This is a genomic window from Streptomyces anulatus (assembly GCF_000721175.1).
Classification (GTDB): domain Bacteria; phylum Actinomycetota; class Actinomycetes; order Streptomycetales; family Streptomycetaceae; genus Streptomyces; species Streptomyces anulatus_C.
In genome coordinates this window covers 370,877-385,013 of record NZ_JOEZ01000007.1, presented here as the reverse complement: position 1 = coordinate 385,013, position 14,137 = coordinate 370,877, and the positions used below count along the sequence as shown (strand labels likewise).

Here is a 14,137-nt window from a genome sequence, read left to right as displayed (position 1 = left end):
CGGCGGGGCGCCGCTCACGGCAATTCCCAGCCGGATCGTCTTGACCGGGTCATGACCTCGTTACGGCCCGAGGAAAGGCCACAAGTGGCGGGTGGATTGTCGGAGGCGTGGTGCACACTCTGCGCAGGCGCCTTCTACGGGGCGCGCCGGGAGGGGTGTGACGGACAGGGCGCGCCACGGGGCGTGCCGGTCCGGGCGCTGTCGTGGTCGTGGGGAGGGGATGGCGTGTTCTCGGGGATCGACGAGGTCGACTGGGCCTCGATGGAGCATGCCTACGGGCCTGCCGACGATGTGCCGGAGCTCCTGCGGGGGCTCGCCTCCGACGATCCGGCGGAGCGGGAGGCCGCGCTCGACGGCATGTACGGCGCGGTGCACCACCAGGGCGATGTGTACGCGTGCACGCTCGCGTGCATCCCGTTCCTGTTCGAGCTGGTCGTGGATCCCGGGGTGCAGGACCGGGGCAGCGTGGTGGAACTGCTCACCAGCATCGGCGGCTTCGACCTCGACGAGGACGACGAGGCGGAGATCGACGAGGACGAGATCGAGGGCGCCGCGAACTACGCGATGGCGGCGGCGGCGGTCACCGCGGGCGCGGGGGTGTTCTTCGAGCTGATCGCCGACGAGGACCCCGGGGTGCGGCTCGCGGCCCCGCTGGCGCTCGCCACACTGCACCGGCACCCCGTGCGGGTGCTCGCGCTGCTGCGGGAGCGGCTGCCGGTGGAGCCCGACGAGGAGGTGCGGTTCGCTCTCGTGGAGGCGGCCGGGCGGGTCGCGCTGCGGCACCGGCCGCTGGCGGGGCGGGTCGCGGAGTGGCTGGGCCGGCTGGCGTCCCGGGCGCCCTCCCCGGGGCTGCGGCTCGCGGCCCTGGCCCAGTTGGCGCGCTGTTCGCCCGACGGGCTGCCCGGCGATGTGGTGCCGGTGGTCTCGGGGCTGCTGCGCGAGATGCGTTCGGCGCCGGAGGGGGACGCGGCCCCGGAGGGGGACGAGCCGGACCCGGACGCCGAGCCGGTCGACTCCGAGCCGGTGGACGCGGAGCCGGTGGCAGCGGCGGAGACCTCCCGGGGCGAGCAGGTCGTGACACCCACGCTCGTGGGGCAGCTGCGGTCGCTGTCCGCCCAGGAGAACGCCGGGCGCGGCACCCCCTGGGCCGCGGATCTGCTGCGCACCCTGCATGTCGGCCTCGACGACCGGGTGGGCGACCGCACGGCGCTGCTCGCCGACCAGTTGCGCAGCCCCGACCGCCGGCAGCGCATCGACGCGGTCCGGATGAGCGGCGGGCTGATACGGGCCTGGCGCGGTCCGTACGAGGAGTTGGTGGCGCTCGTCGGCGATCAGCTCGCCGATCCCGAGCCCCGGCTGGCCGAGGCCGCGTCCCATGTGCTGGAGGAGTTGTTCTCCCTCGCCGCGCCCGCCGCGGACGCCCTGGCCGCCCGGCTGGCCGCCGAACCCGGGGACTGGGTGAGGACCTGGGCGAGTGGCCCGCCCGGCCTCGGCTCCACCGTGAAGGCCCTGGCGCGCCTCGGCGACGCCCGGGTGCTGCCCGCGCTCGCGGCGGCGCTGGAGCTGCCGCAGGTGGCGCACGACGTGGGGTTCGCGGTGGGCCACCTGGGGGCGGCGGCCCGGCCGCTCGCCGGGACGCTGCGGCGCAGGCTCGCCGAGGTGGAGCTGGACGAGGGGGCCTACGACCGGGCCAGCCCGCTGCTGGCCGGGCTGACCGGGCTGCGGGCGGGCGAGGCGGCCCCCGAGGTGCTGCGGGTGCTGCGCGGGGCGCCGGAGTACCGGGGCGAGTGGCTGCGTACGGCGGCACTGCGGGCGCTGGGCTCGTTCGGCCCCGCCGCGCGGGAGGCCGTCCCGGAACTGCGGGCGCTGATCCGCCGCCCGGGGACGGCCTCCGCGACGGAGGCGGCCGAGGCGCTGTGGGCGATCTCCGGGGACACCGACGCGGTGCTGCCGGTGCTGATCGAGGGCCTCCGGTCGGACCAGGTGCACGACCGGCGGGCGGCGGTGGTGGCGCTGGGGGCGCTCGGGCCGCGCGCCGCGGTGGTCGCGCCCCGGCTGCGCGGGCTGCTGGCGCACGAGGAGCTGTGGCTGCGGGTGGACGCGGCGATCGCGCTGTGGGAGGTTTCCGGCAGGTCGCAGGAGACCACCGAGGCGCTGCTCGCCGGCTGGGAGCAGAGCCGCCACGTCCGGGTCCGGGTGGCAGAATGCGTGGCACGGATGGGGCCGGTCCCGGCGGGGTCGGCCGCAGCACACGTCCTGCGGAGCGAACTCGCCTCCGTACGCCGTCACAACGCGATGGACGGCGGGTACGGCAGTCATGACATCCACGAGGACGAAAAGCTCCTGGCGCTGTGCCGACGGGCACTCCGGGGGACGGGGAAAGGGACCACGACATGATCATTTTCGGCACCAAGGGCTACCTCTACCAGCTGGCCGTCCTGACGATGGTGTGCGGTTGGTGCGGCAATCCGGCGGCCCACACCCTGCGCAAGCGGGTCACGAAGTTCACGCTGTTCTTCGTGCCGCTGTTCCCGTTCTCGACGAAGTACGCCACGCAGTGCACCTTCTGCGGCGGGGAGCGGCAGATCCCCAAGGAGGAGGCGGACCGACTGCTCGCCCAGGCCGCGGCCGGGCAGGACGGCAACGCCCACGGCCAGGCCCCGCAGCAGCCCGGCTTCACCCCGCCGGGACAGAACCCGTACCAGCGCTGACCCGGCGGCGCTCCGGGGCTCCCCTTGGAGTCACGTAACGTCACACAAGGGCATGAAGCCGGCATAGCGCACGGCCGTCGGACCAGAGTGTGAGACCGCTGTCGTCGGAGAGGAGGCGAGCCGTGCGCCCGCACCGCGTCCCGGCGGCGACCCGTACCGCCGTGCTGTCGCCCGCAGGCTCCACCAGAGCGCCCGGGTGGCCCGCCGGATCAGCGCGGGCGACCTCGACGCCCGGGTGGACGACCCCCGGGCCGCGCGGCCGGTCCGCGCCCAGGACGAGGTGGCCATCGTGGCGGGCGCGCTCGACGCCATGGCCTCGACCCTCCAGCGCAAGCTCCAGACCGAGCAGCGGTTCACCGCCGACGTGGCGCACGAGCTGCGCACCCGGCTGACCGGCCTGTCGGCCGCCGCCGAACTGCTGCCGCCTGGCCGCCCGGCGGAGCTGGTGCGCGACCGGGTCCGGGCGATGCGGGCGCCGACCGAGGATCTGCTGGAGATCTCCCGGCTGGACGCCCGTACCGAGCAGGTCGACCTCGCCGCGCACGATCTCGCGCCGGTGGCGGAGCGGGTCGTCCGGGCGTCGGGCACCGACACCGAGGTGCGGGTGACGAGCGCGGCCCGGGTGGAGACCGACCGGCGGCGCCTGGAGCGGGTGATCGGCAGTCTGGTGGCCAACGCCCATCGGCACGGGGCCCTCCGGTGGTGCTGAGCGTGGACGGCGCGGTGGTCTCCGTACGCGATCACGGCCCGGGATTCCCGGCGTACCCGCTGGACGGCGGGCCGCAGCGGTTCCGCACGGACGGCGCGGGCAAGGGGCACGGACTGGGGCTGACGATCGCTCTCGGCCAGGCCCAGGTCATCGGCGCCCGGCTGGACTTCGGCAATCCGCCGGACGGCGGGGCGCTCGCCCGGTTGACCCTGCCGGAGTACGTACGCCTCGACGAGTGGGACTCCGGCGGGAATCCGGGCCAGGACGGGGGCCCGGAGGGGACGGACACCCCGGACGGCCCAACGGAGGACCACCCTCACGCATCGTGACGCGTTGCGGACCGTGAGTGGTGAACCTAGCGTGACCAGCACGAGCCCAGCTCGTGTCCCCCACGGTCCTTTTCCTCATCGCATGGAGGCAGCATGTCCCCCCTGTCCCGCCCCTCACGGCTCCGCCGGCTCGGTCTCTGCGTCGCCACCGGCACGCTCGCGGCGCTCACGGCCGCAGCCCCCGCCGCTCTGGCGGCCGACCCCCAGCCCGTCGGGCAGCGTGCGGAGGCCACCGCCCTGGACCCGACGTCCGACGAGCTCTCCGCCTCGGCCCTGCAGCGCGAGCACGAGGCGCAGCAGAAGGAGGCCCGCCAGGAGGCGCAGAAGCAGGGCCAGGCAAAGCCCCAGGCGCCCAAGAAGACCTACAAGGGACGGGTCATCGCCAAGCCGTACCTGCTGCTCCGTGACAAGCCGACCCGCAGCAGCCGCATCGTCGGCTCGGTCACGTACGGCTCGGTCGTCAACATCTTCTGCAAGACCACGGGCGACAACGTCGACGGCAACAACCGCTGGTACCTGCTGACCAACGGCACGTGGGCCTGGGGTTCGGCCCGCTACATCGAGAACATCGGCTCCGCGCCGAAGTGGTGCTGACCTCTCGGCACCCGCACACCCGCATACGCGTCCGCCCGTGGAACCCGGCCCTGTCGGCCGGTTCCGCGGGCGGACGCATGACACGCGCGCGCCGGCGGGCGCCGGGACGAGCGAAGGCGACATGAGAGAAGGTGACATGAGCAGAGGTGCGACATAAGGGAAATACCGCCTGCCTCTTGCTACGTTGCGGAGCATGACCGCAACGACGGCGGACGCTCCACCGCCCGAGCTACGCCTGCCCAAGCGGCGCGGGGTGGAGCTCGCCCTCCTCGTCGGCGGCGTCCTGATCTCCGTCTTCGGCTACGCGGCGGTCGGCCTCGCCCATGACGGCGCCGTGCCCCCCGACGTCGCCGGGTACGGCGCCGGGCTCGGCACGCTCGCGCTGCTCGCCCACGTCGCGGTCCGCTTCCGGGCCCCCTACGCCGATCCGCTGCTGCTGCCGATCGCGGTCCTGCTCAACGGTCTCGGCCTGGTGCTGATCTACCGGCTCGACCTGGAGACCCCGAGGGACCAGGCCGCGCCCACCCAGCTGATCTGGTCCACGCTCGGCGTCGCGCTGTTCACCGCCGTGGTGGTGCTGCTGCGCGACCACCGGGTGCTCCAGCGGTACGCGTACCTCTCGGTGGCCGCGGCGCTCGCGCTCATGATCGTGCCGATCTTCTTCCCGGCGGTGAACGGGGCGAAGATCTGGATCCGGATCGGCGGACTCTCCTTCCAGCCCGGCGAGTTCGCCAAGATCCTGCTCGCGGTGTTCTTCGCCGCCTATCTGGCCGCGAACCGCAACGCGCTCGCGTACACCGGCCGCACGGTGTGGAAGCTGCAACTGCCCGCCGGGCGGGTCCTCGGGCCGATCGTGGCCATCTGGCTGCTGAGCGTCGGGGTGCTGGTGCTGGAGCGCGACCTCGGCACCTCGCTGCTGTTCTTCGGGCTCTTCGTCATCATGCTGTACGTGGCGACCGGCCGGACCGGCTGGATCGCGGTCGGTCTGCTCCTGGCCGCCGTCGGGGCCTTCGTCGTGGGCTCCTTCGAGCCGCATGTCCACAGCCGGGTGCAGGACTGGCTGGACCCGTTCGCCTCGATCGACGCCGGCCAGGGCCCCGGCCAGCTCGCCCAGTCGCTGTTCGCGTTCGCGGCGGGCGGGATGCTCGGGACCGGGCTCGGCGCGGGCCACTCCATCCTGATCGGCTTCGCCGCGAAGTCCGACTTCATCCTGGCGACGGCGGGCGAGGAGCTGGGGCTGAGCGGCCTGACCGCGATCTTCCTGCTCTACGCGCTGCTCGTGGCGCGCGGCTACCGGGCCGGGCTCGCCCTGCGCGACCCGTTCGGGCGGCTGCTGGCCATCGGCCTGGCGTCGATCCTGGCGCTCCAGGTGTTCGTGATCGCGGGCGGGGTGATGGGGCTGATCCCGCTGACCGGGATGGCGATGCCGTTCCTCGCCCAGGGCGGCTCGTCCGTCGTCACCAACTGGGTCATCGTGGCGCTGCTGATCCGGGTCAGCGACGTCTCGCGCAGACCCCGTCCGGAACAGGTGGAGACCGGGGTCATCGCGGCGGACGTGGAGGAGGACCGGTGATCCGTTACATCCGGCGGGCCGCCGCCTTCTGTCTGCTGCTGCTCGTGGCGCTGCTCGTCAACGCGGCCCGCGTCCAGCTCTTCCAGGCCGACGAACTGGACGACAACCCGGCCAACCGCCGCAACACCATCACCCGCTACGACCAGCCGCGCGGCAACATCCTGGTCGGCGACCGGCCCGTGACCGGCAACAAGGAGACCGGCGAGCAGCTCAGCTTCGAGCGCACCTATCTGCACGGCCCGCTGTACGCCCCGGTGACCGGATACGCCTCGCAGACGTACGGCACCACGCTCATCGAGAACGCCGAGGACGCCGTCCTGTCCGGTACGGCCTCGCTGCTGGCGCCGCTGCCGTTCTGGAACGAGTTCACGCGGGGACGGCAGCCGGGCGGCGATGTCGTCACCACGGTCAGGGCGTCGATGCAGCAGGCCGCGTACGACGGGCTGAGCGGGCGGCGGGGCGCGGTCGCGGCCCTGGATCCGTCGACGGGCGGGATCCTGGCCCTGGTCTCGACCCCGTCGTACGACCCCGAGCGGCTGTCGGGGACCGGTTCCGCGGTGACCGACGCCTGGGCCCGGCTGAACGCGGCCAAGAGCCTGCCGATGCTCAACCGGGCCATCCGGCAGACCTATCCGCCGGGCTCCACCTTCAAGATCGTGACGGCGGCGGCTGCCCTGGACGCCCGGGTGGTGACGGACCCCGACGCCGCCACGGACACGCCGTCGCCGTACGTCCTGCCCGGCACGAGGACGACCCTGCCGAACGAGTCGAGCGGCTGCGAGGAGGCGTCCCTGGCGGATGCGATCCGGGTCTCCTGCAACACGGTGATGGCCCACCTGGGGGTGGAGGTCGGACTGGACGGGATGGTGGAGGCGGCGGAGAGGTTCGGCTTCAACGACACCGGGCTGCGTATCCCGTCCGGGGTGGCCAGGAGCAACTTCGACACCGGCATGAGCGACGACCAGCTCGCGCTCTCCTCGATCGGGCAGTTCAACACGACCGCCACCCCGCTCCAGATGGCGATGGTCGCCGCGGCGGTCGCCAACGGCGGGGATCTGCGCCGTCCGCACCTGGTGGACCGGGTGACCACGAACGACGGGGACACGGTCCGGCAGGAGGGGTCCCCTTCCTACGAGCGGGCGATGAGCCCGTCGACGGCCGTGCAGCTCCAGCGGATGATGGTCGACGTGGTGGAGAACGGCACCGGGTCGAACGCGGCGATCGACGGGGTGAAGGTCGGCGGCAAGACCGGCACCGCCCAGCACGGCGTCGACAACTCCGGTCTGCCGTACGCCTGGTTCATCTCCTGGGCCCAGGCCCCCGACGCCGGCCGCCCGGCGGTCGCGGTGGCGGTGGTCGTGGAGGACGCCTCCGCCGACCGGGCCGACATCAGCGGCGGCGGCAGCGCGGCCCCGATCGCCCGGGCGGTGATGGAGGCGGCGTTGGCGGAGGAGGACCGCTGAAGAGGCGGGGCGGGGCGGGCATCCGGCATGGGCATCCGGCATGGGCAGACTGGGCCCATGACTCGTACGACGACCGCGGTGGCGCGGGCCCTGGAGCGGATCGGCCTGCTGGACCCGGCGCTCAACGCGTTCACCGAGGTCTGGCCCGACGAGGCGCTCGCCCGGGAACGGGAGGCCGTGGCGCGGCGACTCCCGCTGGGCGGGCTGCCGTTCGCGGTGAAGGGCCCCACCGGCATCCGCTCGTACGCGGCCCGCCGGCTGACCGCGGCGGGCGGGGTCCCGGTCGGCGCGACGTCGGTGCCCGGCCCCGGTACCTACTGGCAGACCTGGGGCCAGGGCGCCCACGGCCGTACGGTCAACCCGTGGCGGGCGGACCGTACACCCGGCGGCTCCTCGGCGGGCTCGGCGGTCGCGGTGGCGGCGGGGATGGTGGAGCTGGCGACGGGCAGCGACGGGGCCGGTTCGGTCCGCATCCCGGCCGCCTGGTGCGGGGTGTTCGGGCTGAAGACGACGAACGGGCTGCTCCCCTCGCCCGACCGGTCCGGGCTCGCGTCGGCGGGGGTGCTGGCCCGGACGGCTGCGGGTGCCGAGCGGTATCTCCGCCATGTACTGGACGGGTACGAGCCGCCCGTCGCCCCGTCCCTCCCGCTTCCCGCCGTCTACAGCGAGGACCTCGGCTTCGCGGACGTGGATCCGGAGGTGGCCGCCGTCGTCGCCAGGGCGGTGGACCGGCTCGTCGCGACGGGGACCGTACGCCTGCTGGACGCCGACTGCGCTCTGCTCGACCCGGGGCGGGCCTGGCAGGCGGTACGGGGAGGGGCGCCGGACGACCCGGAGGCGGTGGCGGTCCGGCGGGCGAACGACGACCGGCTCGATGATCTCTTCGCCGCCGCGCCCCTGTTGCTGACCCCGGCCACGCCGAACCGGCCGCATGGGCACGAGGGCCCCGGCGATCGCTACTCCACCGCCCTGACCTGGGCGTTCAACCTGAGCGGCCAGCCGGCGGCCAGCCTGCCCGCCGGATTCACCGGGGACGGCTGCCCGGTGGGGCTCCAGGTGGTGGCGGCGCGCGGCGGGGACGTGCCTCTGCTCGCCGCGGCCCGCGCGGTGGAGAACGCCTTGCCCGCACTGCGGCCGTGACCTCCGGGGGGCGCCCGCCGGCGGACGCCGAGAAGCGGCTGCTGTGCCCGCGTGAACACGGCCCGACCGGGCGGGCGTTCCCCTGCGCACCCGCTTTCCGGTACCGGCCGGAGTGCGCTGATCGACGACAGGGCGGACGGGCGGGGCTCCGGCCCCCGCCCGGGCCGCACCAGGTCAGCCGATCGGCCGGCGGAGCTCCTCGCGGATCTCGGCGGTCTCGAGCGCGGCCGCCTCCAGGTCGATCGCCGTGGCGTCCTCGAGGGCCGTACCGGGACGGATGATGCCCACGGACGCCCCGGTGTTGTCGTCGCCCCAGGCGCACATCGGGATGTTCGCCCTGACGCCGCTCTGATTCGACTGGAGCACCTGGCACTTCAGCGTGATGTCGTGACCGGCGGGGGTGAACTCCTTCGGGGGGACGGCGACCGTCGCGCCCTGCCCCTCGGCGCCGCCCTCCATCATCTTGCCGGTCATGGCCTCCGGCCCGGTGAACCGCCCGTACATCCCGGAGACCACCAGGGCTCCGCCCTGTGCCGAGCTGTACTGGCCGACGACGGCCTTCGCGTCCCGGACGGTGGGGTCGTACATCTCCTCGATCTTCCTGCCCTCGGACGACGACAGGTCCTGGGCCAGGGTGAACTCGCCGTCCAGCAGCTTCTGCTGCAGGACGAGCTGGTACTCGGCCTCCGGGAACGCCGCGTCGGTGGCCTTCCCGACCAGCTGGGAGACCCCGTAGGTGATGCCGCCCGCCGCCAGGACCGCGCCGGCCACGATCCCGACGATCAGCACGGGCCGCTTCTTCCGAGGCGGGGGCGGCCCCTGGGGCGGCCGGCCGGCCGCGAAGGGGCCGCCCCCGCCGGGTATGCCGGGCTGCTGTCCCCAGCCGGGTCGGCCCCAGCCGCCGCCCTGCTGGGGCGGGGCCGGGGGCTGCTGCGGGTGGCCGTAGGGCTGTTGCGGCGGTGCTCCGGGAGCGGCGGCCGGCGGGCCGTAGGGGTTCTGCGGGGGCGGGGGCGGCCCGTACGGGCCCTGCGGCGGGTGCGGCGGGGTGGTCATGCGCTCACGGTACGACACGTTTGCGAACGGAATTTCGACGCGGCCGCTGTCGGGACCGGCCGGGCGCGCCCGCCGCGCCTCACCCCAACGGCTCGCGCCTGCGCAGCCATTCCTCCGGCGCCCCGGCCGTCCCGGTCGCCGCCCCGACCACGCCCCCGGTGATCGCGCACGTGGTGTCGACGTCGCCGAGGCCCTCCGCGGTCGCCCAGAGCGCCGCCTCCAGGTCGCCCCCGTGGCGGGCCGCGGTCCACAGGGCGAAGGGCACGGTGTCGTCGGCCCGGATGCGCTGCCCGTTGCCTAGGAGGTCCGCGGCCTTCCACGGTTCCAGGGTGAACGGGGTCCGGGCCGCGTGCCGCACGCCGTCGCGCAGCGGTCCCTCGGGCGTCCGGTCGGCGACCGCGTCCAGCGTCAGTTCGCCGCGGGCCGAGAGCGCCGCCGCCACCGCGACGGCCACCGCGCCCGCGATGCCGTCCGGGTGGGCGTGCGTGACGGCGGCGGAGAGCGCGGCCTGCTCCACGACCCGGTCCAGGTCCTCGTGGAAGCGGGCGCCGAGCGGCGCGACCCGCATGGCCGCGCCGTTGCCGAGGCTGCCGCCGTCGAAGAGTTCGGGGGCCAGGGTGCGCCAGTCGGCCGGGGATGTGAGCAGCCGGGGCAGCAGGAGGTGCATGCCGTGGCCGTATCCGCGGGCCTGGTCGGCGTCGAAGGCCAGCGCGTAGCAGAGCGCCAGGTGGTCCTGGTCGACGTGGCCGTGCTCGTCGAGGCTGCGGTTCAGGGCGAGCGCGAGGGCCGTGTCGTCGGTCCAGTGCCAGCGGGGCTCCGACGGGGTGCGGCGGGCCCGGATCTCGTTCACGGCCTGCCGGGGTTCACGGAAGAGGGGGAACCAGCGCTCCCCGAACGCGTCGCCGAGCGCGAGGGCTTCGAGACTGCGGCGGGCGGCCGCGTGACCGGCGGCGGTGGCTGCGGGCGGGTGCGTCGTCATGCCTGCATCGTGGCTGCCGCGACCCGGCCGCGTACACCCCTTATCGGTCCACCGCCTCCGCGCCGGGGCCGCGAAGACCCCCTGTCGGTCCACCGCCCCCGCACCGGGGCCGCTCAGGCGGCGTCCGCCGCACCCTCGTCGATCGCCTCCGCGACCTCCGCCACCCGGGCCTGTTCCTCGGCGGCGAAGCGTTCGCGGTCCAGCTCCTCGGCTATCTCCTCGTCCTGGGACATCAGCAGGTCGAGGCTGGAGTCGCCGAGTTCGAGGACGCCCATGTCGACGTACGCCTTCTGGAGCCGCGGACCCCACAGGCCGATGTCCTTGACGCACGGGACGATCCGGCTGAACAGGAGCTTGCGGAAGAGCTGCAGGTACTCGGAGTGCTCGGAGAGCTCCTGCGCCTCCTGTCTGCCGAAGCCGAAGTTCTCCAGGACCTCGACGCCGCTGAGCCGGTCGCGCATCAGGTAGCAGCCGTCGATGACGAACTCCTCGCGCTCGCGGAGTTCGGCGTCGCTCAGCTGCTGGTAGTAGTCGCGCAGTGCCATCCGCCCGAAGGCGACGTGCCGGGCCTCGTCCTGCATGACGTACGCGAGGATCTGCTTGGGCAGCGGCTTGGTCGTGGTGTCGCGGATCATCCCGAAGGCGGCCAGCGCCAGGCCTTCTATGAGGACCTGCATCCCGAGGTAGGGCATGTCCCAGCGGGAGTCGCGCAGGGTGTCGCCCAGCAGCCCCTGGAGGTTGTCGTTGACCGGGTAGAGCATGCCGATCTTCTCGTGCAGGAAGCGGCCGTAGATCTCGGCGTGCCGGGCCTCGTCCATGGTCTGCGTCGCGGAGTAGAACTTGGCGTCCAGGTCGGGGACGGACTCCACGATCCTGGCCGCGCACACCATCGCGCCCTGCTCGCCGTGCAGGAACTGGCTGAACTGCCAGGAGGTGTAGTGCTTGCGCAGCTCGCCCCGGTCCGTCTCCGTCATCTTCGCCCAGTGCGGGGTGCCGTACAGCGTGAGTGCCTCGTCGGGGGTGCCGAGCGGGTCGGTGGGGTCGACCTCCAGGGACCAGTCGATGCGCTTGTTGCCGTCCCACTGCTTGTCCTTGCCCTTCTGGTAGAGGGCGAGGAGGCGTTCGCGTCCGTCGTCGTAGTCCCAGCTGAACCGGGCGGCTCCGGTGGCGGGGACCTGCCAGATCGGTTCGGCGGGCGGGGTGGTGTAGAGGTCATGTGTGGACACGGACGACTCCTTCGCCTCGACTGACTCGACCTGCTCGACCTGCTCGATCCGCTCGACAAATTCCGTCACACCCAGGGCGGTTGAGCGTGAGCGCCGACCGCCTCCCTGACAGGTTCACACCTTGGTAGACAGCGGGTCAACAAGTCGTACGGGATCGCGCGCAAGGGATTGACGGCCTTGCTGACAGGTAGTCTCATAAGGAGTGACCGCCGGTAACTCCTGTTCCCGGCAACCCCTGTGTGAGGTGCTCCCGCCATGACGACCGTCACCGCCGGCGACGTGACCGTGCTCCGCGACGCGCTCGGGCCGCTCCGCGACCGCGAGCAGATCGCCCTGCGGCTGCTCGAATCCTCGGCCAAGCACTCCTTCGACCCCGACGCCGAACTCGACTGGGACGCGGCCGTCGAGGAGGGCAAGTGGTTCTGGCCGCCGGAGCTGGTCTCGCTGTACGGGACCCCGATGTGGGACCGCATGTCCGAGGAGCAGCGCCTCGACCTCTCCCGGCACGAGGCGGCCGCGCTGGCCTCGCTCGGCATCTGGTTCGAGATCATCCTGATGCAGCTGCTGGTCCGGCACGTCTACGACAAGCCGGTGACCAGCAACCACGTCCGCTACGCGCTCACGGAGATAGCCGACGAGTGCCGGCACTCGATGATGTTCGGCCGCATGATCGACTGGGGCGGCGCCCCGACGTACCCGGTGCCGCGCGTCTACCACAACCTCGCGCGGGTCCTGAAGACCGTCTCCACCACCCCCGGTTCGTTCGCGGCGACCCTGCTGGGCGAGGAGATCCTCGACTGGATGCAGCGGCTCACCTTCCCGGACGAGCGGGTGCAGACCCTGGTGCGCGGCGTGACCCGGATCCATGTGATCGAGGAGGCCCGGCACGTGCGGTACGCCCGGGAGGAGCTGCGCCGCCAGATGGTGACCGCCCCGCGCTGGGAGCGGGAGCTCACCAAGGTCAGCTGCGGCGAGGCGGCCCGGGTCTTCTCCGTCTGCTTCGTGAACCCGCAGGTGTACGAGAACGTCGGCCTGGACCGCCGCGAGGCCGTCGCCCAGGTGAAGGCGAGCGGGCACCGCGCCGAGGTCATGCAGTCCGGCGCGAAACGGCTCACCGACTTCTTCGACGACATCGGACTGCTGAACGGCGTCGGCCGCCGGCTGTGGCGCAGCTCCGGTCTGCTGGCCTGACGTGTACCGCGGGTCAGCGCTTAGGCTCGGTGGCATGACCTCCACCGCCGCAGTCCCGCCGCCCCGGGCGACGTACCGCAGGCTCAGCGTCGAGGAGCGCCGCTCCCAGCTGCTGCTCGCCGCGCTCGGCCTCTTCGCCCACCGGGCGCCCGACGAGGTCTCGCTCGACGAGGTGGCGGTGGCGGCCGGGGTGTCCCGGCCGCTCGTCTACCGCTACTTCCCGGGCGGGCGGCAGCAGTTGTACGAGGCCGCGCTCGGCTCGGCGGCCGACGAGCTGACACTGTGCTTCACCGAACCGCCGGTGGGCCCGCCCACCGAGCGGGTCGCCCGGGTACTGGACCGCTATCTGCGTTTCGTCGACGAGCACGACACCGGGTTCAGCGCCCTGCTGCGCGGCGGCAGCGTCGTGGAGACCTCCCGTACGACGACGATCGTGGACGGGGTGCGACGGGCGGCGGCCGACGAGATCCTGCGCCATCTCGGGCGGATCGGCGAGGCCGAGGAGCAGCCGGCCGGGCCGAGGCTGCGGATGATGGTGCGCAGTTGGATCGCGGCCGTCGAGGCGGCCTCGCTGATCTGGCTGGACGACGGGAAGCGGCCGGATGCGGCCGAACTGCGCGGCTGGCTGGTCGACCACCTGATCGCCCTGCTCGCCGCGACCGCCGCCACCGACCCGGAGACCGCGGCGGTGGTGAGCGACCTGCTGGCCCTGGAGCGGGCCGACGGCCCGGCCGGACGACTCGCGGAGCGGGTGATTCCGGTCCTTGCGGAGGCGGCACACCTGCTGCCCGCGTCCCCTGCGTCAGACTGACCGGGTGAAGAGCGAGAACACCCGTTTCCGCGGCGGCCCCCTGGACGGCCGGGTCCTGCCGATCCTGCTGGGCCCGACCGGCCATCCACCGAAGTGGTACGAGGTCCCGGTGCCCTCCCCCGACGGCGGTCCCGCCACCGTGTACGCCTACCAGCGGGTCCCGGCCGGTCACACCAAGCGGCTCGGGCTGCAGCGCGGCTGGGTGTACGAGTACGCCCCCGGGGGCCGCGAGCACCGCACCCTCAAGTGGCCCTGGTCCAAACCCTCAGGCCGCGACTGAGCGACGGCGGGCGGGCCTCCCGCGGGGCACAGGCCCTAAGATCGACGGTCAGGTGCCGAAGGACGGGTCACTCGGTCG

Annotated in this window: 12 protein-coding genes and 1 pseudogene; 10 read left to right on the top strand and 3 right to left on the bottom strand. The window is 73.4% G+C overall.

Annotated features, from left to right (window positions below):
• Positions 1 to 225: 225 nt before the first annotated feature.
• From IG90_RS0110220 to IG90_RS0110190, 7 genes and pseudogenes are all read left to right on the top strand, one after another.
• Positions 226 to 2,397 (top strand): HEAT repeat domain-containing protein, encoded by a 2,172-nt coding sequence (locus IG90_RS0110220; protein ID WP_030580848.1) that lies wholly within the window; start codon positions 226 to 228, stop codon positions 2,395 to 2,397.
• The gene (locus IG90_RS0110215) at positions 2,394 to 2,711 is read left to right on the top strand and encodes a zinc ribbon domain-containing protein (RefSeq protein WP_030580845.1); all 318 of its coding nucleotides are present in this window, start codon (positions 2,394 to 2,396) and stop codon (positions 2,709 to 2,711) included. The genes IG90_RS0110220 and IG90_RS0110215 overlap by 4 nt, the downstream gene beginning before the upstream one ends.
• 166 nt (positions 2,712 to 2,877) lie before the next feature.
• Positions 2,878 to 3,749 (top strand): annotated as a pseudogene (locus IG90_RS39300) (sensor histidine kinase); the annotation flags it as partial.
• 93 nt (positions 3,750 to 3,842) lie between these two features.
• On the top strand, positions 3,843 to 4,343 hold the full coding sequence (locus IG90_RS0110205; RefSeq protein ID WP_030580842.1) for an SH3 domain-containing protein: 501 nt from the start codon (positions 3,843 to 3,845) through the stop codon (positions 4,341 to 4,343).
• A gap of 193 nt (positions 4,344 to 4,536) precedes the next feature.
• On the top strand, positions 4,537 to 5,916 hold the full coding sequence (locus IG90_RS0110200; protein ID WP_030580839.1) for an FtsW/RodA/SpoVE family cell cycle protein: 1,380 nt from the start codon (positions 4,537 to 4,539) through the stop codon (positions 5,914 to 5,916).
• Positions 5,913 to 7,379: a penicillin-binding transpeptidase domain-containing protein gene (locus IG90_RS0110195; protein ID WP_030580837.1), complete on the top strand. Its 1,467-nt coding sequence runs from the start codon at positions 5,913 to 5,915 to the stop codon at positions 7,377 to 7,379. Before IG90_RS0110200 ends, IG90_RS0110195 begins: the two co-directional genes overlap by 4 nt.
• A gap of 57 nt (positions 7,380 to 7,436) precedes the next feature.
• Positions 7,437 to 8,519, top strand: coding sequence for an amidase family protein (locus IG90_RS0110190; protein ID WP_030580835.1), 1,083 nt, complete (start codon positions 7,437 to 7,439; stop codon positions 8,517 to 8,519).
• Positions 8,520 to 8,693: 174 nt separating this feature from the next.
• Here the strand turns inward: IG90_RS0110190 and IG90_RS0110185 are convergent, their stop codons facing one another.
• The 3 genes from IG90_RS0110185 to IG90_RS0110175 all read right to left on the bottom strand — a co-directional run bounded on the left by IG90_RS0110185 (position 8,694) and on the right by IG90_RS0110175 (position 11,777).
• Positions 8,694 to 9,572, bottom strand: coding sequence for a hypothetical protein (locus IG90_RS0110185; RefSeq protein WP_030580832.1), 879 nt, complete (start codon positions 9,570 to 9,572; stop codon positions 8,694 to 8,696).
• A gap of 79 nt (positions 9,573 to 9,651) precedes the next feature.
• Positions 9,652 to 10,551 carry an ADP-ribosylglycohydrolase family protein gene (locus IG90_RS0110180; RefSeq protein ID WP_030580828.1) on the bottom strand — a complete coding sequence of 300 codons (900 nt, stop codon included), beginning with the start codon at positions 10,549 to 10,551 and terminating at the stop codon, positions 9,652 to 9,654.
• A gap of 113 nt (positions 10,552 to 10,664) precedes the next feature.
• Positions 10,665 to 11,777 carry a ferritin-like domain-containing protein gene (locus IG90_RS0110175; protein ID WP_030580826.1) on the bottom strand — a complete coding sequence of 371 codons (1,113 nt, stop codon included), beginning with the start codon at positions 11,775 to 11,777 and terminating at the stop codon, positions 10,665 to 10,667.
• A gap of 255 nt (positions 11,778 to 12,032) precedes the next feature.
• On the opposite strand from IG90_RS0110175, the gene IG90_RS0110170 reads away from it, so the two are divergent.
• From IG90_RS0110170 to IG90_RS0110160, 3 genes are read left to right on the top strand one after another with little or no spacing between them, the layout of a single operon-like run.
• Entirely contained in the window at positions 12,033 to 12,968 is a 936-nt protein-coding gene (locus IG90_RS0110170; RefSeq protein WP_030580823.1) for an AurF N-oxygenase family protein, read from the top strand.
• 34 nt (positions 12,969 to 13,002) lie between these two features.
• A complete protein-coding gene (locus IG90_RS0110165) occupies positions 13,003 to 13,779 on the top strand; it encodes a TetR/AcrR family transcriptional regulator (protein ID WP_030580820.1) in 777 nt (258 codons plus the stop codon).
• Positions 13,780 to 13,783: 4 nt separating this feature from the next.
• On the top strand, positions 13,784 to 14,059 hold the full coding sequence (locus tag IG90_RS0110160) for a hypothetical protein (RefSeq protein WP_030580817.1): 276 nt from the start codon (positions 13,784 to 13,786) through the stop codon (positions 14,057 to 14,059).
• The last annotated feature ends 78 nt before the right edge of the window (positions 14,060 to 14,137 follow it).